The sequence below is a fragment of the Streptomyces pluripotens genome (genome assembly GCF_000802245.2).
GTDB classification, from domain to species: domain Bacteria; phylum Actinomycetota; class Actinomycetes; order Streptomycetales; family Streptomycetaceae; genus Streptomyces; species Streptomyces pluripotens.
On the sequence record NZ_CP021080.1, the window covers coordinates 1,540,020 to 1,561,467 of the forward strand.

The window sequence follows — 21,448 nt, forward strand, 5'->3', positions numbered from 1 at the left end:
TAGCCGGTTTCTCTCCGGTTTGAACGGACTGCGGCCGAACCGATCGGCGGCCGTCCCGGCTCATGAGTCGGGACGACGACGTTCCCCTGCTGCTCGCCGAGCAGGCGAAGGGCATGAGCCGGCCTCCTCCAGCGGGCCGGGGGCGGCGCTGTATCGGCCCTGCCCGACGCACTACCCCGGGCCAGACGCGTTATCCAGCCCGGCCGCGTGCGCAGCCCCGCGCAGCACCTCACGCAGCATCTCGGCGGTGAGCCGGCCGGTGAAGGTGTTGCGCTGGCTGACGTGGAAGCAGCCGAAGAGGTCCAGGGTCTCCGGGCCGTCGAGGGTGTGGAGGGCGACCCGAGTGCCGTGCGCGAACCCTGGGCGGGGATGGGGCACCGCCCAGCCCGCCTCGGCGAGCGCGGGCAGCGCGGCCTGCCAGCCGAAGGCGCCCAGGACGACCGCCGCTTTGAGGGCCGGGCGGAGCAGCCTCAGTTCCTGAACCAGCCAGGGGCGGCAGGTGTCGCGCTCGCCGGGGGTCGGCTTATTGGCGGGCGGGGCACAGTGCACGGGCGCGGTGACGCGGACGCCGTGCAGCCGCAGACCGTCGTCGATGCTGACGGAGGTGGGCTGCGAGGCGAGCCCCACGTCGTACAGCGCCTGGTACAGCAGGTCTCCGGAACGGTCGCCGGTGAACATCCGGCCGGTGCGGTTGCCGCCGTGCGCGGCCGGAGCCAACCCGATGATCACGAGAGGAGCATCGGCCGGGCCGAAGCCGGGCACCGGCCGCCCCCAGTAGGTCCAGTCGGCGAACGCGGCCCGTCTGGTCCGGGCCGTCTCCTCCCGCCAGTCGACCAGCCGGGGGCAGGCACGGCAGTGAGCAACGTGGCGGTCGAGCCGGGCGAGGGCGCTGCTGTGGTCCACCTCGCCACCGTAGGCCCGACTGCGCTCGGGCGTGCACGGCAGCGCCCGCCCCGCCTGCCCGTCTCCGCCCTCTCGCCCCAACCTCTTGCCTCCCCGACCCGTTCCATCCCCACCCCGGTGCGTCTGCGGCCCCTCTCGTCTCCGGGCAACCGGACGTCGTATGGGCAGCAACGCGGCCGCGCGACTGCTTCGGCCGGCTCGATCGGCCGGCTGCCGACCAGGTGGCGGAGCCGACCTTGAAAACGGCCTCCGGCTCACCCGCCCCCGGGGGTTAGGGTCGGGGCATGGCTTCCGAGCATACGGACGAGCACGTGAACCGCGGGACCAGCGCACCGGGCAGCACGATCCCCGCCCGGAAGACGGAGGATTCCGGTGCCTCGGCCGGCCTGCCGATGGATCCGAGAACCGCCGCCGCGGTGGCCGCCGCCGAGGCCGCGGGCCCGACCAACGGCGAAACGGTCCGGATCGACAGCTGGATCTGGGCCGTGCGCCTGGTCAAGACACGGTCCCTGGGGGCCACCGCCTGCCGCGGCGGGCACATACGCGTCAACGGTGAGCGGGTGAAGCCGGCCCATTCCGTACGCGTCGGCGACGAGGTGCGCCTGCGGCACGAGGGCCGCGAACGGATCGTGATCGTCAAGCGCCTCATCCGCAAACGGGTCGGTGCGCCCGTAGCCGTCCAGTGTTACGTCGACAACTCCCCTCCGCCCCCGCCCCGCGAGGCGGTGGCCCCAGCCGGCCTACGCGACCGCGGCACCGGGCGCCCGACCAAGCGCGACCGCCGCGAGCTGGAGCGCCTCCGCGGCCTGGCTGGACCGGTCGGCCCCGCGGGACCCGGCGGTTTCGGCGGATCGGACGGACTAGGTGGACCGGACGGTTCCCGAGGTTCGGGCGGGCGGTCCCGGGGACGGTGACCAACGTCCTGCGCCCGCTCCGGGAGAGCACCCTCAAGCTGCACCAGCGCATGGCATGCCGCCGGCCGGGCCCGAGGCCCCGACCGGCGGGGCTCACCGTCGCCGCGCCCACGGCCGAAACACGGCCACGCCATCGCCCTCGGCGGACCTGAGGCACGGAGGTCTCCTCGTGGAGCGGTGCCGGTGGCTTTCACCAGGGCAGATCCGCCACCGGAACCTCATCGGCACCGGCCTGCCATGACGAGTGCGGAGGCTACCGCTCCCCTGGTCCGTCCGAACCGCGCGACCGTTGATGCCGGCCGTCCGCAAAGGGGTACCGTGCAAGGAGGAGTGGTGATCCGATGCGTACGGGCAGTGAACCGGCGACCGCGCGCAGTGCTCTGCGGGCGCGATTCTGGCTGAGCCTGTGGGGGTTGGTCTGGGCGATCTTCGGAACCGCGGCGTTCGCGCTTGCCGGGCGCCCCGGCTGGGCGGCGGCCTGCGGCGTGCTGTGGCTGGTGGTCACCGTCGACATGACCGTGATCCTCAGGCACATCCGGCAGGGTCCGCACTACCAGCCGGGACACGACGTGCCACCGTACCGGCCTCCGGATGGCAGGCCGCCGCGCCCGGGCCCGCCCAGGCAGCGGCATCCATGAACGACGTCCCAGGGCACCGGTACCCGCGACAGGGCCTGCGGGTCGGCCTCCGGGAAGGGGGTTCGGGCAACGCTCAGTCGTCGAAGCGCGCTGCCTTCAGGTACTGCGGGTTGGGGTCGAGCGCAGCTGCCAATCGGAAGTGGCGCTTGGCCTGGTCGGGACGGCCCTGGCGTTCATAGGTCCGGGCGAGCGCGAAGTGCGCGAACGCGTTGTCCGGCTCCCGCTCCAGCACGATGGTGAACTCCAGCTCGGCAGGCCTGAGTTGCGCCGCCGCGAAGAAGGCACGCGCACGGAGCAGACGGGCGGCGGTGTTCTCCGGGTACGCGGCGATGACTCCGTCTAGTAGTTTCACTGCACCCCGCGGATCCCGTGCATTGAGCAGTTGCTCGGCGGCACGGAAGTCGATGACGTGCGTCTTGGGGGTACGTCCGGTGGAACCGCTGGTGTCGGGCACGGCAGAATCCTTCCCTCACTCCAGCACCTCAACGCACGCGGAAGCGGGCGCTATTCCGCGTCAGCGTCCTACCGGCTGCCGTTGTCGGAGCCCTTCCCGGCGGTGTGCGCCCGCTTCACCAGGTCGTCCCAGACCTCGGCGACTCGCTCCTCCAAGGCTTCCAGCGGGACGTCGTTGTCGATCACGATGTCCGCGATCTCCCTGCGCTGCCCACGCGTCGCCTGCGCGGCCATGCGTGCACGCGCGTCCTGTTCGGTCATCCCGCGTAGTCGTACCAGCCGGTCGAGCTGGGTCTCGGGGCTCGCGTCCACCACGACCACGACGTCGTAGAGCGCTGCGAGGCCGTTCTCGGTGAGGAGCGGTACGTCATTGATCACCACGGCATCGTCGGCTGCAGCAGTCTCCAGCTCGCGGGAGCGCGCGCCCACCAGGGGATGCACGATCGAGTTGAGCATGGCCAGCTTGTCGGGGTCGGCGAAGACGATCGAACCGAGCCGTGGCCGATCCAGACTGCCATCGGCGGTCAGGACGTCGTCGCCGAAGGCCTCGACCACGGCAGCGAGACCGGGGGTGCCGGGCGCCACGACCTCACGTGCGATGCGGTCCGCGTCGATCAGCACGGCTCCGTGCTCCACGAGCAACCGCGACACCTCGCTCTTGCCGGCACCGATCCCGCCGGTCAGGCCAACTCTCAGCATGAGCGGTAGCTTAGGCCCTGCCGCTGGCGGTGGAACGGGCGGAGGTTAGTTGTCGCCTTCACGCTCCGCCAGGAATCGCTCGAACTCCTGCCCGATCTCGTCGGCTGACGGGATCTCCACGGGCTCGGCGAGCATGTTGCCCCGGGTCGCGGCTCCCGCCGCCGCGTCGTACTGGTGTTCCAGTCCCTGGACGAGCACGGTCAGTTCCTCGTCCCCCTCCCGGATCTGGCGGTCGATCTCCGTCTGCGTGCGGTGCGCGTCCGTGCGCAGGGAGTGCGCCACCTTGGGGAGGACCAGACCGGTCGCGGCCGTGACCGACTCCAGCACGGTCAAGGCGGCGTCGGGATACGCGGAACGGGCAATGTAGTGCGGGACGTGCGCGGCGACACCGAGAACGTCGTGACCCGCCTCCATGAGGCGGTACTCGATCAGCGACTCCGCGCTGCCGGGCACCTGGGCCTCCTCGAAGGGGCTGCGGTGGCCGGGAACGAGGTCCGTGCGGTTGCCGTGCGGAGTGAGGCCCACGGGACGGGTGTGTGGTACGCCCATGGGAATGCCGTGGAAGTTCACGGACAGGCGGACGCCTAGCCGCTGCACGATCTGCCGGACGGCCGCCGCGAACCGCTCCCACTCCACGTCCGGCTCGGGGCCGGACAGCAGTAGGAAGGGCGCACCCGTCGTGTCCTGGACGAGGCGGACCTCGATGGCCGGGTCCTCGTAGCCGCTCCAGCGATCCCGCTCGAACGTCAGTAGGGGCCTGCGGGCGCGATAGTCCACGAGCCGGTCGTGGTCGAAACGAGCCACGGCCTGATGGGGCAGTGAGTCGAGCAGCCGCTCGACGATCTGGTCGCCGGTCTCGCCCGCGTCGATGTATCCGTCGAAGTGGTAGAGCATGACAAGTCCGGCCGATTCCTGGGCGAGCGCCAGGTCGACGGCGGCGAGGCCCTTCGGCTCCCATGCGTACAAACCTTGCGGATCAAGCACTGTGACCCCTCCTCGTGTTCGTCGTGAACAACGCCTTCTGGAGTGCGCGCATTCCCATCACAGGCCGCTGATCAGGGACCTCCCATCGGGACCTTGACACCCCGTCACCCGGTCCATCCCCGCTTGCCGGCGGTCGGACCGGCATGAACCCCGAAGGCGACGGGTCGGACACCGAAAGTGCCGGCGGCTGCTGGGCACCCGGAAGGATGGCAGCCCGTCCCCGGGAACGCCCGAAGGGCCGTACCTCGAAAGGTACGGCCCTTCGGCGTGCTGTCGGCTAAGCCCCAAGACTCAGCTGCGGCGTGGTCAGCTCTGGCCGCCGGCGAGCTTCTCACGCAGCGCGGCCAGCGCCTCGTCCGAGGCCAGCGCACCGGAGTTGTCCGCGCCCTCGGAGGAGTAGGAACCGCCGGTCGCGGCCGGAGCCGCAGCCTCGCCGCCCTCGGCCGCAGCAGCGGCGTCGGCCTCGCGGGACTTGATGACCTGCGCCTGGTGCTGCTCGAAGCGGGTCTGCGCCTCGGCGTACTGGCGCTCCCACTCCTCGCGCTGCTTCTCGTAGCCCTCGAGCCAGTCGTTGGTCTCCGGGTCGAAGCCCTCGGGGTAGATGTAGTTGCCCTGGTCGTCGTAGGACGCGGCCATGCCGTACAGGGTCGGGTCGAACTCGACCGCGGACGGGTCGGCACCGAAGGACTCGTTGGCCTGCTTCAGGGACAGCGAGATCCGGCGACGCTCCAGGTCGATGTCGATGACCTTGACGAAGATCTCGTCGTTGACCTGGACGACCTGCTCCGGGATCTCCACGTGGCGCTCGGCCAGCTCGGAGATGTGGACCAGGCCCTCGATGCCCTCGTCCACCCGGACGAACGCACCGAACGGAACCAGCTTCGTGACCTTACCGGGCACGACCTGACCGATCTGGTGGGTGCGGGCGAACTGCTGCCACGGGTCTTCCTGGGTCGCCTTCAGCGACAGGGAGACACGCTCGCGGTCCATGTCGACGTCGAGGACCTCGACGGTGACCTCCTGGCCGACCTCGACCACCTCGGACGGGTGGTCGATGTGCTTCCAGGACAGCTCGGAGACGTGAACCAGACCGTCGACGCCACCCAGGTCCACGAAGGCACCGAAGTTGACGATCGAGGAGACGACACCGGAGCGGACCTGACCCTTCTGGAGGGTCGTGAGGAACGTCTGGCGAACCTCGGACTGGGTCTGCTCCAGCCAGGCGCGACGGGACAGGACCACATTGTTGCGGTTCTTGTCCAGCTCGATGATCTTGGCCTCGAGCTCCTTGCCGACGTACGGCTGAAGGTCGCGGACGCGGCGCATCTCGACCAGGGAGGCAGGAAGGAAGCCACGGAGGCCGATGTCGAGGATGAGACCACCCTTGACGACCTCGATGACGGTACCGGTAACGATGCCGTCCTCTTCCTTGATCTTCTCGATGGTGCCCCAGGCACGCTCGTACTGGGCACGCTTCTTCGAGAGGATCAGGCGGCCTTCCTTGTCTTCCTTCTGGAGGACAAGGGCCTCGATCTCGTCGCCCACGGCGACGACCTCGTTCGGGTCGACGTCGTGCTTGATCGAGAGCTCGCGGCTCGGGATGACACCTTCGGTCTTGTAACCGATGTCGAGCAGGACCTCGTCCCGGTCGACCTTCACGATGACGCCGTCGACGATGTCGCCGTCGTTGAAGTACTTGATCGTCTCGTCGATCGCTGCGAGGAAGGCTTCCTCGTTACCGATGTCGTTGACCGCTACCTGCGGGATGGTGGCGGTGGTCTCGGTGCTGCTCGTCATGTGGGAAAGGGCTCCGGTACGGACATTGAAGTCGTAGGCACTGCTTACGCCGGGAGCCCGTTTCGCTCTGCAGAAGCCGGACAGCCAAGGAAGCGCCACTTGGAAACAAACCCGTGACGCCTCGACAACCGAGGGGACATACAACAGATGCGAGCGCAGCCTGCTACGTCTGAGGTGCGCAGGCCCGCAGCGCAACTTGTAGCATACGGGGGCAGCCGGGCAGGGTCAATGCGCGAAGGCGCACATCCGGGATGGGTCACCGCATTCCCGGCAGAAGAAACGTCCCAGGAGGCCAGGGCAGGCCTGCGGGACTCCTTCCGTGACACGCTCCCGGCGGGTTGGACGGAAGATTACGACGAGGGAGCCGATCATCCAAGAGCCGGAAAGGCACGAACCCGAGGGGCCCGGTGGATTCGAGCCGGAAGCCACCCGGCGTGACGCGAACGTGGCGGAGAGCGCACGGGCCAACAGGGGTTGGTGGGACCGCAACGCGGACGAGTACCAGACCGAACACGGCACGTTCCTCGGCGACGACCGCTGCGTGTGGGGGCCGGAGGGCCTGGACGAGGTGGAGGCCGAGCTGCTCGGTCCCCCGGAGGACCTGAAGGGCAAGGGGGTCCTGGAGATCGGCGCGGGTGCGGCGCAGTGTTCGCGCTGGCTGGCCGTCCAGGGTGCCCGTCCGGTGGCCCTCGACCTCTCGCACCGCCAGCTCCAGCACGCCCTGCGGATCGGTGGATCGTTTCCTCTCATCTGTGCCGATGCCGGCGCCCTGCCCTTCGCGGACGGCTCCTTCGACCTGGCGTGCTCCGCCTACGGGGCGCTGCCGTTCGTGGCCGACCCGCGACTGGTGCTGCGTGAGGTGTACCGGGTACTGCGCCCGGGGGGCCGTTTCGTCTTCTCGGTGACACACCCGATCCGCTGGGCGTTCCCGGACGAGCCGGGTCCGGAGGGGCTGTCGGTGGCCGCCTCCTACTTCGACCGCACGCCCTACGTCGAACAGGACGAACGGGGACGCGCGGTCTACGTGGAGCACCACCGGACGCTCGGCGACCGGGTCCGGGACATCGTGGCGGCGGGCTTCCGACTGGTGGACTTGGTGGAACCGGAGTGGCCGGCCTGGAACACCACGGAGTGGGGCGGCTGGTCACCATTGCGCGGAAACCTGATCCCGGGGACGGCGATCTTCGTGTGCGAGCGGGACTGAGTGAGCTGGGTGGGAGCCGGGTGGGAGCTGGGTGGAGGCTGCCCCGGACTGAAGAGCGAGGCTGCGCACTGGTTGCGGTGGCACCGGACAGCCGTCCCGGTGAAGCCCGGGTGAGCACGCCGGCGCGTGGGGCGGTCCTGACCGGTGCGGGCACGTGGCTGCCCGCCCTAGCGGTCGTACGACACTAGGGACGTGATCCGCTACGACGTCCTGGACGCACTGCCCGTGCGCTCCGTCCTGCCCGCTCTGGCCGACGCCCTGGCGGGTGACGGCACCGCCGTTCTGGTGGCACCGCCCGGTACCGGCAAGACGACACTGGTGCCCCTGGTGCTGGCGGGGCTGGCGGGGCTGGCCGGGGACTATCCCGCGCGGCGGGTCCTGGTGGCCGAGCCACGCCGGATCGCGGCACGGGCGGCGGCCCGGCGGATGGCGTGGCTGCTGGACGAGAAGCCCGGCGAGAGCGTGGGCTTCACGGTGCGCGGGGAGCGCGTCGTGGGGCGGCACACGCGCGTGGAGGTCGTGACGACCGGTGTGTTGCTGCAACGGCTGCAGCGTGATCAGGAGCTGGCCGGCGTCGATGCCGTCGTGCTGGACGAATGCCACGAACGACATCTGGACGCCGACACAGCGGCCGCGTTCCTGTGGGACGTGCGACAGGCGCTGCGACCGGAGTTGCACCTGGTGGCCGCGTCGGCGACGACGGACGCCGAGGGGTGGGCCCGGCTGCTGGGCGGAGCACCGGTGGTCGAGGCGGCGGGCACAGCGCATCCCGTGGAGGTGGTCTGGGCGCCTCCCGTACGTCCGGTGCGGCCCCCGGACGGGATGCTGGTCGATCCCACGCTGTTGACGCACATCGCGTCGGTGGTGCGGCGGGCACTGGCCGAACAGGAGGGGGACGTGCTGTGTTTCCTGCCTGGCGTCGGTGAGATCGCGCGGGTGGCGGGCCAGCTCGGGGAACTCGGCGAGGTCGACGTGCTCCAGGTGCACGGACGGGCACCGGCCGCCGTCCAGGACGCGGTGCTGGCGCCCGGGGAACGGCGTCGGGTAGTGCTGGCCACGTCCGTGGCGGAGTCGTCGCTGACCGTGCCCGGAGTACGGGTGGTCGTCGACTCCGGGCTCGCCCGGGAACCCCGGGTGGATCACGCGCGCGGGCTGAGCGGGCTGACGACCGTCCGGGCGTCGCGGGCGGCCGGACGGCAACGGGCGGGGCGGGGCGGGCGCGAGGCGCCCGGGACGGTGTACCGGTGCTGGCCGGAAGCCGAGGACGGCCGCCTGCCGGCCTTTCCGGCGCCCGAGATCAAGGTGGCCGATCTGACCGCGTTCGCGCTTCAGGCGGCCTGTTGGGGCGATCCGGACGCCTCGGGGCTGGCGCTGCTGGATGCTCCGCCGGGTGGCGCGATGGCGGCTGCGCGGAACGTCCTGTCGGCTGTGGGCGCGGTGGACTCGGCCGGACGGGCGACGCGGTTGGGAGTACGGCTGGGGCGGCTGGGCGTGCATCCGCGACTGGGGCGGGCGTTGCTGGACACATCCGGTGCGGGGGCCGAGGCGGTGGCTCTGCTCTCCGAAGAGGCACCCCGGGACTACGGCGACGATCTGGCCGCCGCGCTACGACGGGCGCGGCGCGGGGGCGATGCCTACGCAAGGCGGTGGGCGGCGGAGGTACGGCGACTGCGGTCCGCCTCCTCGGGTCTCTCCAGCCCTTCGGCCCCGAACGAACACCTCCGGGTCGGGGCCGGGACGGCGGAGGGCGCCGACGAACGGCTCACCGGGCTCGTCGCCGCCCTCGCCTTCCCCGAGCGCGTGGCCAAGCTGGACGGCGGGTCGTATCTCATGGCGTCCGGGACGCGGGCCGAAGTGGCGGACGGGTCGGCGTTGCGGGGAGCGCCCTGGATCGTCGTCGCCGTCGCCGACCGGCCGACCGGGAAGGGCCACGCCCGCGTCCGGCTCGGCGCCGCCGTACCGGAAGAGGTGGCCCTCGCGGCGGCCGGAGCCCTGCTCGGGGAACACGAGGAGGTGCGCTGGGCCGAGGGGGACGTCGTCGCCCGGCGGATCCGGCGGCTGGGGGCCATCGAGCTGACCGTACGGCCCCTCAAGGATGCCGACCCGACCCTGGTACGGGACGCCCTGCTCGAAGGGCTCCGCCAGGACGGGCTCGGGCTGCTGCGCTGGTCACGGGAGGCGGAAGTACTGCGGCAGCGGCTGGCGTTCCTGCACGCGCACCTCGGGGAGCCGTGGCCGGACGTGTCGGACGACGCCTTGCACGCGCGCGCGGAGGAGTGGCTGGAGCCGGAACTGGGCCGCGCCCGGCGGCGGTCCGATCTCGCGCGGACAGACGCCGGCCAGGCGCTCGCCCGGCTGCTGCCCTGGGCGAACGGCGAGGCCGCGCGGCTGGAGGAGCTGGCGCCCGAGCGGATCACCGTGCCGAGCGGGTCCAGAATCCGGATCGACTACCAGGACCCTGAACGACCGGTTCTCGCCGTGAAGCTGCAGGAGGTGTTCGGGCTGCGAAGGACGCCGACCGTGGCGGGGGTGCCGCTGCTGGTCCATCTGCTCTCCCCCGCGGGACGGCCCGCCGCGGTCACGTCCGATCTCGCCTCCTTCTGGACGGACGGCTACCGGGGTGTACGGGCGGAACTGCGCGGGCGCTACCCCAAGCATCCGTGGCCCGAGGACCCAACGGCCGCCGAGCCCACACGGCACACCACGGCGCGGCTCAGACGCTGACCGGCGGTTCGGATCCCACCGGCTGCACGGATGCGGGATCCCGGGGGCGACGGCCCCGTGCTTCCATCCACAAAGAGAGCGCGAGGAGCAGGAGACCGCAAGCCAGGGAGCCCCGGGGCATGTACGAGGTGAGCAGCAGCACGAGCGTGCGGCTGTGCTTGACCAGGGCGACCGTGTGCTCGATGTAGTCCTCGCGCATCTTGACGTGCCCGGCGAACGCAGTGACCTTGGCCCGGCCTCCGAGCAGGGTGCCTCCGCGCAGTTCCTCCTTGTGGATCTCCTCGCCGTATACGGGTGCTCCGGTGACCGGTTCGACCCAGAACCTGCGCACCGTCGTGTACCACCGGGTCGTACCGGTTCTGGCGACCGACTCGGGGGTGATGCCCTGTACGGGCATGGCCTTCGGCATGGGGACCTTGGTCCAAGGGATGGTCTGCTCGAAGTAGTAGACCTCCAGGCCGCGGAAGGTTCGGGTGCCCTTGTAGTGGATGGGGCTGGTGGTACGGGACTGTGCGTCGAAGTACTCGTAGTCCCGTTTCTGCGTGAGGAAGGGCCACTTGAACTCGATGCCCTCGCGTTTGACCGGGTCGCCGTCGACCATCTCGCCGGTGGTGTGTACGGGTTGCTGGCTGTGTGCGTCGAAGATGTAGCGCTCGGGGATCTTGGAGACCATCTTGCCGTCAGGGCCCAGCACGTAGGAGAGGGTGTCCCAGACGACGACGGATCGCCCTGTCGTCTTCTCGATCCTCTTCGCGGCCTCCACGTCGCCCTTGAGGGTCTGCACGATGGTGACCTTGGAGACCTTCCTGGCACGCAGGGTGCCGTAGTCGAGGAGGGTGGCGCCCTTCGCCTCCAGAACCACGTCCTGGTACTGGTTCGCGGGGATCCTGGCCAGGCGCGGAAACGCGTACCAGCGCAGCAGCGGGGACAGCGCCGTGCAGAACACGGCGCAGGCGAGCAGGACCAGGCTTGCCTTGCGGCGCATTCCCGGCCTCCCTCCCGGACGGCACGGCTACGGGTGCGAAGGCACCGTCGTCAACAGCGGCTTGGGGGACGTGCGGCCCGACGGCGCGCCCGTCGCACTGATCGCGAGGACCAGGACGACTGCGAGGACGAGACCGGTCGCAGTGGCGATCAGGGCGCGCATGCGGGGCCTCCCGGCGGACGGTCGGGACCGACTGGTGATCTGATGCTCCGTCAGGTTCGGTACCGTAGCAATGGACGGACGAGATGAGAACAGAGGTGCAGGTACGAACGAGGGCGCCCTGCCCGCCGGAACGGGGAGGGCGCCCTGCCGGACTGACGTGCGTGGCTCAGGATGACGCGGAGGGGCTCGGGGACGGGCTCGGCGCGGAGTCGCCGGCAGCGACCTCCAGCTTGACGACGAGCGTGCCGCCTCCGGGAGTGGTGATGCGAAGCAAGAAGGTGCCGGTGGTGTCGTCCGCGTACAGCTTCGGCAACGTCAGCAGACCCTGGTCGTCCGTCCACAGGCCGGTGACGGTGCGCACCGCCTTACCGTCGACATCCTTGAAGTAGGGGCCCTTGTCGTTCTCCGTGGCGTCGTCCCCGGACGGCGCGGTGTCGCCCGGTGCCTGCGCAGCACCACCCGCGGAGCTCGTGGCACCGTCCGCAGGCTGCGCGTCGTCACCGGTGGACTGCGAAGGACCGGCCCCGCCCGGGGTGTCGTCGCCGGTGGGCTGCGAGGAACCGTCCGCGCCCGGGGTGTCGTCGCCGGCGGACTTGATCAGTGTGACAGTGACCTCGGTCTTGTCCGCGACAGCACCCTTGTACGTCGCCTTCACCTGGATCTGCTCGGCGAACTCGCCGCCCGGGGTGCAGACCAACGGGGTGTCACCCGTGCGGACCAAGGTGTCGGCGGCGCGTGCGGTGACGGTGGCCGTGTAGTCGACGCTCTTGACCGAGCGGCCCACGACGGTCGCGGTGACCTCGAAGTCACCGGTCTTCTCACCCGCCTGGAGCGCCGGGGCGAGCGCGGTCCCCTGGGCATCGGTGACGACGGTGGCCACGGTCTCACCGCCGGTGAAGGTGGCGTTGGTGTCCCCGGTGATGGTGAACCTGATCCTGACCTTGCCGACTGGCTTGCCGGCCTTGGTCTCGGCGCGGGTGCCGATCCGCGCGGTGAAGGTGTCGCCGGCCATGGCGGTGAGCTTCGCGGTGTCTGCGTCCTGCAGCTGGTCCACCGTGTCGGTGGGGGTCTGCGGGGGCGTCGGCGGCACGGACGGCTTCGACGGCTTGGGGTCGGGGCTCTCCTTGCCGCCGCTGGGCTTGTCGGGCTTGGGGGCCGGCTTCTTCGCCGGCGGATTCTCCGACGGAGCCTTCGACGGGTGGCTCGGCTGGGTCTTCGGCGGGTCCGAGGGCTGCGGAGACCGGCTGTGCGGGATACCGCTGTCGCTGCGGTGGGAGGGCACGGAGCCGGTTCCGTCGGGTACGGCGTGGCTGCCCTTGCGGTAGTACTCCAACCAGTTCAGGACCAGGTTCAGGTATTCCTGCGAGTGGTTGTAGCTGAGGATCGCGCGGTGCAGATCAGCCTCGTGCGAGAGGTCGAGGCTGTTGCGACACAGGTAGTGGCCGGCGGCGAGGGCCGCATCGTAAACGTTGTTGGGGTCCTTCCTGCCGTCACCGTTGCCGTCGCGGCCGGCCCAGGCCCAGGTGGAGGGGATGAATTGCATGGGACCAACGGCCTGGTCGTACCTGCTGTTGCCGTCGTACGCACCGTGGTCAGTGTCTGGGATGAGGGCGAAACCGTTGCCGTCGAGCTGCGGGCCGAGGATCGGGCTCAGCGTGGTCCCGGCGGCGTCGACCCGGCCACCACGGGCCTGGCCCGACTCGACCTTGCCGATCGCGGCGAGCAGCTGCCAGGGCAGGTTGCAGCCCGGCTTGGTGGCGCGCAGTTCGGCCTCGGCCTTCTTGTAGGCGTCGAGGACCGTCGCTGGGATTCCGGCCTCCGCCTCACCCCGGGAGACGGGGGTGCCGGCCGTCGACGACGGCCTGGGGTCGGGACTGTGCAGTGGCGGCAGGTCCGTGTAATACGGCGAACTGCCGGTGGCGTCTCCGTCGGGGACCGCGTCGGGTATGGGTGTGGAAGCGCCGGCCGCTGTCTGTCTTCCGTGGCCTTCGCCGGTCGCTCCCGGAGCCTGGGACGCGGAAAGAGCCGCGACCGCTGCCGCGGCCACGGCGGTGGTCGCCGCTCCCTTGCGCAGCCGCCTGCCGAAATGCGCCGCCATAGCGTGAACCCCTCCCGTGGACGCACGTGCGTCCGTCTCCGTCTGTCTGCCTCGCTCTGGTGTGACGGTTGACCCGGTGCTGTGGTTGCCCCCGTTCCGTCCTTCCGCGCGTGCGATGTGTGTTCGACCGCGCACCCAGCACGACGACCCAGGTGACCCTACGACAACTTGCTTTGCGCGGGGATGGTTCACGCCCGGTCTTCACTCGTTGGCCACGCTTCGTCGCCGGAAGGCCGTGTACGTGGGTCCCCCGTACTGGACGAACCTGATCACCGACACGGGTGCCACGGCCAACGACCGCTCCAGCGGGTCCTGTTGCCGGTCGCGCTCAGCCATGCGGCAGCCCTGCTGCCCACGATCCGCCACGACGGGACCAGCCGAGCCCGGCTGGTGCCGGGGTGCTCGTCGCAGGCAGGCTCCTTCGCCCCCGACATGACCTTCTACACGGCGAGCAATCTGCCGAGCGGAACGCGGTTCGGCACGGTCACCCGCTCGTTCGCCGGTGTGACGACCGTCGATGTGCTGATCGCCTGGGCGCTGGCGCGTGTGTGGCTGCTCGTCCGGGAGTCGTCGGTGGCGTTGCCGCCACGGACTCGCCAAGGACGTCTGGCCGGTCTGCTGTGCTGCGGAACGCCGCACGCGCGGGCGGGCTGCCTCGGTGGGGTGGTGGTACGTCTCAGCGGTACTGGGTGCGCTGGCCGGGGCGGCACAGCGCACGGCGAGTTGGTGGGAGCCCCAGGGCTCCCCGGCGCGGCCGCGGGAGCTGGTAGCCACCCTGCGCTTCGGGTCGGGCGCCGGACTGGCCCCGGGGCTGCTGCTCTACGCCGCCGGGGTCAGGGTGTGGCGTCCTGTCCCGGGTCCTCCCGGCCCTGGGGCTGCCGGTGCCCGCCAGGGTCATCCGGTTTCTCGACGAGAGGTGCGGTGAACACCGTCAGGGTGTGGCGGGGACGCGCCCTCGGGAGCAGGGCGAGCACGAGGGCGAGATAGCCGCGGGCCAGGTCAGCACACTGCCGCCAGTCCGGGACATGGCCCACTCGGGCGGTCAGGCCGGCGAACCCGCGTCGCAGGCCGGCGACGGCCCTGCGTGCGGTCCTCGCCGGGTCGACCGGAATGCGGGCGGTGCTTGCGTCGGCCGCGAGGGCCGGAACCGACGAGCCGGGCGTGGCTTGCCCTGAGGCGGCGTGCGCCCAGGCACGAGGGGCCGCCTCGGAAGTCCGGCGGTGAAGCATGCGTATACCCATGCCCGCAGTGTTGCGGCTGCGGGGGCTGGGGGGCGTTTTGGCGGGGGCCACGTGAGTGACGGCTCCCTCGGGGGATTCGGCCTGGCTCTGCCGCTCGACTATCGGTCCGCCGTGCGGTGGGGGCAGGGGACCCACCGCACGTGAAGCAGCCCGAGGGACACCCCGACGCGGTGCGGAAGGGCATGGCCCGCCCCCGCAGGAACGGCGGCGGGGCGGGCTGGAGAGCTTCACGATCCCGCCGCCGAACCGTCTCTGTCCACCGGGGGTGCGGGCTAGTGCGCAGCCGACTCCCAATCGGGGCCCACCCCCACCGAGACGTCCAGCGGCGCACGGAGCTGGACGGCGTTGGCCATTTCGCGGCGGACGATCTCCTCCGCGGCCGCCCGCTCACTCGGGGCGACCTCCAACACGATTTCATCGTGGACCTGCAGAAGCAGACGGGACTTGAGGTCCGCCGCCCGAAGCGCGCTGTCCACCTTGAGCATGGCGATCTTGACGATGTCCGCCGCCGTGCCCTGGATGGGCGCGTTGAGGGCCATGCGTTCGGCTGCCTCGCGACGCTGACGGTTGTCACTATTGAGGTCGGGCAGGTAGCGGCGGCGCCCGAAGAGCGTCGCCGTGTACCCCGTCGCCCGCGCCTCGTCGACCGCTCGGCGCAGGTAGTCCCGGACCCCACCGAAGCGCTCGAAGTAGGCGTCCATCAGCGCGCGGGCCTCCGCCGCCTCGATGTTTAGCTGCTGGGACAGACCGAACGCCGATAGGCCGTACGCCAGGCCGTACGACATGGCCTTGATCTTGCGGCGCATCTCCGCGTCCACCGCGGTGGGTTCGACGCCGAACACCCGGGAGGCCGCCGTGGTGTGCAGGTCCTCACCGGAGGTGAAGGCCTCGATCAGGCCCTCGTCCTCGGAGAGGTGGGCCATCACGCGCAGCTCGATCTGGCTGTAGTCGGCTGTCAGCAGGGACTCGAAGCCCTCGCCGACGACGAAGCCTCGGCGGATCGCCCGGCCTTCGTCCGTGCGCACCGGGATGTTCTGCAGGTTCGGGTCCGTGGAGGAGAGTCGGCCGGTCGCGGCCACCGTCTGGTTGAAGGTGGTGTGGATACGGCCGTCCCCGGCGACGGTCTTGATCAGGCCTTCGACCGTGACGCGGAGCTTCGCCTGCTCACGATGACGCAGCATGATCACCGGCAGTTCGTTGTCGGTCTGGGTGGCGAGCCAGGCCAGGGCGTCGGCGTCCGTGGTGTAGCCGGTCTTGGTCTTCTTGGTCCTGGGCAGGGCCAGCTCGCCGAAGAGGACCTCCTGGAGCTGCTTGGGCGAGCCCAGGTTGAACTCGTGGCCGGCCGCGGCGTGGGCCTCCTTCACGGCCTGCTGCACCGCACCAGCGAACATCTGCTCCATCGCTTCGAGGTGCGCGCGATCGGCCGCGATGCCGTGCCGCTCCATGCGGGCGAGCAGCGCGGAGGTGGGTAGTTCCATGTCCCGGAGCAGGTCCGCGGCGCCGACCTCCTGCAGGCGGCCCTCGAACGCCTCCCCCAGGTCGAGCACGGCACGGGCCTGGATCATCAGGGCCTCGGCCTCGGCGCCGTCGTCCACGCCGAAGGCCAGCTGGCCATCAGCCGCAGCGGCCGGGGCCAGCTCACGGTGCAGGTATTCCAGGGAAAGTGCGTCGAGGTCGAAGGAGCGACGGCCCGGTTTGACCAGGTAGGCGGCGAGCGCGGTGTCCATGGTGACGCCCTCGATGCTCCAGCCGTGCTCGGCGAAGACGCGCATGGCTCTCTTGGCTCCGTGCAACACCTTCGGCCGGCCGGGGTCGGCCAGCCAGGCGGCGAACGCGTTCTCGTCGGCCTCGTCCAGCGCGGCGGGGTCGAACCAGGCGGCTTGCCCTCCCGCTGCTGCGAGGGCGACCTCGGTGACCGAGCCGGTGCCCAGCGCCCAGGTGTCGACAGTGGTGACGCCCAGGGGCTCGGTACCACGCCCGGCGAGCCAGGCGGCCAGCTCGCCCGTGCGAAGAATCGTGCTGTCCAGCTCCACGCCGTCCGAGGCGACCGGTGCGGACTCGGCCTCCTCCGCACCGGGGTCTACGGCGTAGAGGCGCTCGCGCAGGGACGGGTTGCGGATCTCCAGGGTGTCCAGGACGAGCGCGACGGCCTTGCGGTCGTACGCGGCCCGCTCCAGTTCGGCGACCGACTTCGGCAGCTCGACCTGACGCTCCAGCTCGGTGAGGACGCGGTTGAGCTTGACCGCGTCCAGGTGGTCGCGGAGATTCTGTCCGGCCTTGCCCTTGACTTCGTCGGCGCGCTCGACCAGTTCCGCGAAGGAGCCGAACTGGTTGATCCACTTCGCAGCGGTCTTCTCGCCGACGCCGGGGATGCCGGGGAGGTTATCCGACGGGTCGCCACGCAGGGCCGCGAAGTCCGGGTACTGGGCGGGCGTCAAGCCGTACTTCTCGAAAACCTTCTCTGGAGTGAAGCGGGTCAGCTCCGAGACGCCCTTCGTCGGGTAGAGCACAGTGGTGTTCTCGGTGACCAGCTGGAAGGAGTCGCGGTCGCCCGTGACGATCAGTACGTCGAAGCCCTCGGACTCGGCCTGAGTGGCGAGCGTGGCGATGATGTCGTCCGCCTCGAAGCCATCCACCGCGAAACGCTGCGCGTGCATCGCGTCGAGCAGCTCGCCGATCAGCTCGACCTGCCCCTTGAACTCGTCCGGACTCTTGGACCGGTTCGCCTTGTACTCCGCGAACCGCTCCGAGCGCCAGGTCTTGCGCGAGACGTCGAAAGCCACCGCGAAGTGCGTGGGTGCCTCATCACGGAGGGTGTTGGCCAGCATCGACGCGAAGCCGTAGATCGCATTGGTCGGCTGGCCGGCCGCGGTCGTGAAGTTCTCCGCGGGCAGCGCGAAGAACGCGCGGTAGGCCAGCGAGTGCCCGTCCATGAGCATCAGCCGGGGACGGGTTCCGCCGGGGGTCTTGTCGGTCTTCTTCGATGCTGTTTCTGCCACGCCCCCGATCCTGCCACGAGCCACTGACAACCCGGGCCGGACGGCACCACCAGGGTCGACCCTCGCGACGACGGGGAGGGCTGCCGTCCGGGGAGCGGTGACCGCCTCCCCCCACGACGGCACAGGCCGCGGCCGGACCGCGCCTCTTGTGCCAGCGGGCTCCCGGCGCTGCGCGCCGCCCGCCACCCGGCCCGCCCGGCACCGTTGTCGGCGGCCCGTGGGAGGATCGTCTGCGTACTTCTCACACGCAGTCGAAGGAGAGCGTGCGATGGCGACGAAGCCGCCCAAAGGTGATCCGGTCCAGGACGCGCCGCAGGTCACGGAGCCGAAGCACGCGGCCGCCGGGCTGCTGGCCATCGGGCACACCCTGCGTATCGCCCAGCAGCAGATGGGTGTGAAACGCACGGCGCTGACGCTACTGCGCGTGAACCAGAAGGACGGCTTCGACTGCCCGGGCTGCGCCTGGCCGGAGCCGGACCACCGGCACCGGGCGGAGTTCTGCGAGAACGGCGCGAAGGCAGTGGCCGAGGAGGCCACCCTGCGCCGGGTCACTCCCGAGTTCTTCGCCGCGCGCTCCGTTGCGGATCTGGCCGGCCGGAGCGGCTATTGGCTGGGCCAGCAGGGACGGCTCACGCATCCCATGTACCTCCCCGAAGGGGGCGATCACTACGAACCGGTCACCTGGGAGCGCGCCTTCGACATCATCGCGGAGGAGGTCAACGCCCTCGGCTCCCCCGACGAGGCCGTCTTCTACACCTCCGGCCGCACCAGCAATGAGGCCGCGTTCCTGTACCAGCTCTTCGCTCGCGAGTTGGGGACGAACAACCTGCCGGACTGCTCGAACATGTGCCATGAGTCGTCGGGCTCGGCGTTGTCCGAGACCATCGGCATCGGCAAGGGCAGCGTCCTGCTGGAAGACCTGTACCAGGCCGACCTGATCATCGTGGCGGGGCAGAACCCGGGGACGAACCACCCGCGCATGCTCTCCGCACTGGAGAAGGCCAAGGCGAACGGCGCACGGATCATCAGCGTCAACCCGCTGCCCGAGGCGGGCCTGGAGCGTTTCAAGAACCCGCAGACCCCGCAGGGCCTCCTGCAGGGGGCCGCCCTCACCGATCTGTTCCTGCAGATCCGCATCGGCGGCGACCAAGCCCTCTTCCGCCTCATCAACAAGCTGATCCTGGACACGGACGGCGCGGTCGACGAGGAGTTCGTTCACGCACACACCCACGGGTTCGAGGAGTTCGCGCAGGCCGCCCGTTCCGCCGGCTGGGAGGAGACGCTCCGGGCGACGGGCCTCACCCGGAAGGAGATCGAGGAAACCCTCGCGATGGTCCTCGCCTCGAAGCGGACCGTCGTCTGTTGGGCCATGGGCCTCACCCAGCACAAGCACTCCGTCCCGACCATCCGCGAGGTGGTCAACTTCCTGCTGCTGCGTGGCAACATCGGGCGCCCGGGCGCGGGCGTGTGCCCCGTGCGCGGTCACTCGAACGTGCAGGGCGACCGCACGATGGGCATTTTCGAGCGGCCCGCGCCGGCCTTCCTGGACGCGCTGGAGAAGGAGTTCGGGTTCGCACCGCCGCGCGAGCATGGCCTCGACGTCGTACGGGCAATCCGCGCACTGCGCGACGGCGACGCGAAGGTGTTCTTCGCGATGGGCGGCAACTTCGTCTCCGCTTCCCCCGACACCGAGGTGACCGAGGCGGCGATGCGACGCGCACGGCTGACCGTGCACGTCTCGACCAAGCTCAACCGCTCCCACGTCGTCACGGGCGCGCGGGCACTGATCCTGCCCACGCTGGGGCGGACCGAGCGCGATCTGCAGATCGGCCCGAACGGGAAGAGCACGGCGCAGTTCGTGACGGTCGAGGACTCCATGGGCATGGTGCACGCCTCGCGTGGGCGTCTCGCCCCGGCGGGCCCGCACCTCAGGTCGGAGCCCGCCATCGTGTGTGGCCTCGCGCGCCGGGTGCTCGGCGACGACACGGTCGTGCCGTGGGAGGAGTTCGAGCGGGACTACGCGGCCATCCGCGACCGCATCGCGCGCGTGGTCCCCGGTTTCGAGGACTTCAACGCGCGCGTGGCCCGACCCGGCGGCTTCGCACTGCCGCACGCCCCGCGCGACGAGCGCCGTTTCCCCACCGCCACGGGAAGAGCGAACTTCACTGCGGCACCGGTGGAGTACCCGGAGTTGCCCGAGGGCCGGCTGCTGTTGCAGACACTGCGCTCGCACGACCAGTACAACACCACGATCTACGGTCTCGACGACCGGTACCGGGGGATCACCGGAGGTCGCCGGGTGGTGCTGGTCAACCCGGAGGACGCGCGGGCACTCGGGACCGCCGAGGGGGCGTACGTCGATCTGGTCAGCGAATGGAAGGACGGCGTCGAGCGCCGGGCACCCGGCTTCCGGGTCGTGGTGTATCCGACGGCCCGCGGATGCGCCGCGGCCTACTACCCCGAGACGAACGTTCTGGTCCCGCTGGACGCCACGGCCGACACCAGCAACACCCCGGCCAGCAAGTCGATCGTCGTGCGCCTCGAAGAGCACCGCGAGGACGGAGCGGAGAGCCGTCTGGAACAATCGGCGGCCGACTGAGCGTTTGCTCAGCGAAGAGACGCGACGAACGGAGCCCGGGCCGATGGGTGAGCAGCAGCAAGTGAAGTTCCCACAGGAGGTCATCGACGAGTACGCGGCGCTCGGTGTCGACCTGCCCGCCCTGTTCTCGGCAGGCCATCTCGGCACGCGGATGGGTGTGCAGATCCTGGAGGCGTCGGCGGAGAAGGTCGTCGGCACCATGCCGGTGGAGGGCAACACCCAGCCGTACGGCCTGCTGCACGGCGGCGCCTCTGCGGTGCTGGCGGAGACGCTGGGCTCGGTGGGCTCCATGCTGCACGGCGGCAGCAAGAAGATCGCGGTCGGTGTGGATCTGAACTGCACACATCACCGCGGCGTCCGTTCGGGCCTGGTGACCGGCGTGGCCACGCCCGTCCACCGGGGTCGGTCGACCGCGACGTACGAGATCGTGATCAGCGATGAAGAGGGTCGCCGGGTGTGCAGCGCCCGGTTGACCTGCCTGTTGCGGGACGCGTAGCAGGTGAACCTGGGAGAGGCGGCGCCCAGCGCCCGCTGAGTCTCATCCGGTGGGCCTCCCTCCTCCGCCACGCTCAGTGCGGCCTCACCGGGCTGCGGCGCCCGCCACCGCCTCCCGTCACGACCCGTTACCCAGCGGAGCGACCGGAGGCCGCCGGCCGCCGGCCACAGGTTGCGGCCGGCACAGCCTGCCCTCCCGCCCGCGGACTCCGCCTCCGCGCCGACGGTCTGCCACTGCGCACCGCGCGCCGGGAGCGTCACCCGCCAAAGAGCGTCATGCGTCCGTCCTGCCGGGTACGCACCGGCAACCGCTACCCGTCCGTCACGCGCCGCCCCCGGTCGGCAGCACTGGATCCGCGGACCGGCGCGCCCCACTTCGCAGGCCGCCATGGGCCCCAAGAAGGCGCACCCACGCTGGTTTGACTGGCCGTCAAGGAAATCGGCCCGCATCGGGCCGTGGGCCCGACGAGCACCACGCAGCGGCCGACCCCTTCCTGGCAGCGGACCCACGAGTCCGCCGGCCGACCCCACAGCTCCCCCGCGGCGGCGTCCG

General features: G+C 70.6%; 17 protein-coding genes and 1 pseudogene. 7 read left to right on the forward strand and 11 right to left on the reverse strand.

The features are described from left to right. Positions 1-171 precede the first annotated feature (171 nt). Entirely contained in the window at positions 172-903 is a 732-nt protein-coding gene (locus tag LK06_RS06820; RefSeq protein ID WP_039656023.1) for a uracil-DNA glycosylase, read from the reverse strand. Between the two features lie 284 nt (positions 904-1,187). Here LK06_RS06820 and LK06_RS06825 point away from each other — a divergent pair, with 284 nt between their 5' ends. After that, the gene (locus LK06_RS06825; RefSeq protein ID WP_039656021.1) at positions 1,188-1,817 is read left to right on the forward strand and encodes an RNA-binding S4 domain-containing protein; all 630 of its coding nucleotides are present in this window, start codon (positions 1,188-1,190) and stop codon (positions 1,815-1,817) included. A gap of 341 nt (positions 1,818-2,158) precedes the next feature. Beyond that, the gene (locus tag LK06_RS06830; RefSeq protein ID WP_039656019.1) at positions 2,159-2,455 is read left to right on the forward strand and encodes a DUF6343 family protein; all 297 of its coding nucleotides are present in this window, start codon (positions 2,159-2,161) and stop codon (positions 2,453-2,455) included. Positions 2,456-2,528: 73 nt separating this feature from the next. Here LK06_RS06830 and LK06_RS06835 read toward each other — a convergent pair whose 3' ends face one another. The 4 genes from LK06_RS06835 to rpsA form a co-directional block, all read right to left on the reverse strand. Continuing rightward, positions 2,529-2,909, reverse strand: a complete 381-nt coding sequence (locus LK06_RS06835) for a tetratricopeptide repeat protein (RefSeq protein WP_039656017.1) — start codon at positions 2,907-2,909, stop codon at positions 2,529-2,531. Positions 2,910-2,977: 68 nt separating this feature from the next. Further along, positions 2,978-3,607 (reverse strand): dephospho-CoA kinase, encoded by a 630-nt coding sequence (gene coaE, locus LK06_RS06840; protein WP_039656015.1) that lies wholly within the window; start codon positions 3,605-3,607, stop codon positions 2,978-2,980. Positions 3,608-3,652: 45 nt separating this feature from the next. Continuing rightward, positions 3,653-4,591 carry a PAC2 family protein gene (locus tag LK06_RS06845; protein WP_039656013.1) on the reverse strand — a complete coding sequence of 313 codons (939 nt, stop codon included), beginning with the start codon at positions 4,589-4,591 and terminating at the stop codon, positions 3,653-3,655. Between the two features lie 306 nt (positions 4,592-4,897). After that, on the reverse strand, positions 4,898-6,388 hold the full coding sequence (gene rpsA, locus LK06_RS06850) for a 30S ribosomal protein S1 (protein ID WP_039656011.1): 1,491 nt from the start codon (positions 6,386-6,388) through the stop codon (positions 4,898-4,900). A gap of 349 nt (positions 6,389-6,737) precedes the next feature. Here rpsA and LK06_RS06855 point away from each other — a divergent pair, with 349 nt between their 5' ends. After that, positions 6,738-7,592: a class I SAM-dependent methyltransferase gene (locus LK06_RS06855; RefSeq protein WP_374208079.1), complete on the forward strand. Its 855-nt coding sequence runs from the start codon at positions 6,738-6,740 to the stop codon at positions 7,590-7,592. Between the two features lie 192 nt (positions 7,593-7,784). Next, a complete protein-coding gene (hrpB, locus tag LK06_RS06860) occupies positions 7,785-10,316 on the forward strand; it encodes an ATP-dependent helicase HrpB (protein ID WP_043432281.1) in 2,532 nt (843 codons plus the stop codon). Here the strand turns inward: hrpB and pgfA are convergent. The 4 genes from pgfA to LK06_RS34840 all read right to left on the reverse strand — a co-directional run bounded on the left by pgfA (position 10,306) and on the right by LK06_RS34840 (position 13,897). Further along, positions 10,306-11,301 (reverse strand): cell envelope lipid trafficking protein PgfA, encoded by a 996-nt coding sequence (gene pgfA, locus LK06_RS06865; protein WP_043406971.1) that lies wholly within the window; start codon positions 11,299-11,301, stop codon positions 10,306-10,308. The two genes, hrpB and pgfA, sit on opposite strands and share 11 nt — an antisense overlap. Positions 11,302-11,328: 27 nt before the next feature. Beyond that, positions 11,329-11,463 (reverse strand): SPW_0924 family protein, encoded by a 135-nt coding sequence (locus LK06_RS32510; RefSeq protein ID WP_107068027.1) that lies wholly within the window; start codon positions 11,461-11,463, stop codon positions 11,329-11,331. A 166-nt stretch (positions 11,464-11,629) separates the two neighbouring features. Beyond that, positions 11,630-13,561 carry a lytic transglycosylase domain-containing protein gene (locus LK06_RS06870; protein ID WP_043432278.1) on the reverse strand — a complete coding sequence of 644 codons (1,932 nt, stop codon included), beginning with the start codon at positions 13,559-13,561 and terminating at the stop codon, positions 11,630-11,632. Between the two features lie 201 nt (positions 13,562-13,762). After that, the gene (locus tag LK06_RS34840; RefSeq protein WP_267886160.1) at positions 13,763-13,897 is read right to left on the reverse strand and encodes a hypothetical protein; all 135 of its coding nucleotides are present in this window, start codon (positions 13,895-13,897) and stop codon (positions 13,763-13,765) included. Here LK06_RS34840 and LK06_RS06875 point away from each other — a divergent pair. Then, a pseudogene (locus tag LK06_RS06875) lies at positions 13,877-14,486 on the forward strand (DUF4184 family protein). The gene LK06_RS34840 and the pseudogene LK06_RS06875 overlap by 21 nt on opposite strands. Here the strand turns inward: LK06_RS06875 and LK06_RS06880 are convergent. After that, entirely contained in the window at positions 14,395-14,802 is a 408-nt protein-coding gene (locus LK06_RS06880; protein ID WP_039656004.1) for a hypothetical protein, read from the reverse strand. The pseudogene LK06_RS06875 and the gene LK06_RS06880 overlap by 92 nt on opposite strands. Positions 14,803-15,074: 272 nt before the next feature. Beyond that, positions 15,075-17,801 (reverse strand): DNA polymerase I, encoded by a 2,727-nt coding sequence (gene polA, locus LK06_RS06885; RefSeq protein WP_043432276.1) that lies wholly within the window; start codon positions 17,799-17,801, stop codon positions 15,075-15,077. A 268-nt stretch (positions 17,802-18,069) separates the two neighbouring features. On the opposite strand from polA, the gene LK06_RS06890 reads away from it, so the two are divergent. Both LK06_RS06890 and LK06_RS06895 read left to right on the forward strand, forming a co-directional pair. After that, positions 18,070-20,400 carry an FdhF/YdeP family oxidoreductase gene (locus LK06_RS06890; protein ID WP_043432273.1) on the forward strand — a complete coding sequence of 777 codons (2,331 nt, stop codon included), beginning with the start codon at positions 18,070-18,072 and terminating at the stop codon, positions 20,398-20,400. Positions 20,401-20,443: 43 nt separating this feature from the next. Further along, positions 20,444-20,896 carry a hotdog fold thioesterase gene (locus tag LK06_RS06895; RefSeq protein WP_052270198.1) on the forward strand — a complete coding sequence of 151 codons (453 nt, stop codon included), beginning with the start codon at positions 20,444-20,446 and terminating at the stop codon, positions 20,894-20,896. Positions 20,897-21,448: the final 552 nt, after the last annotated feature.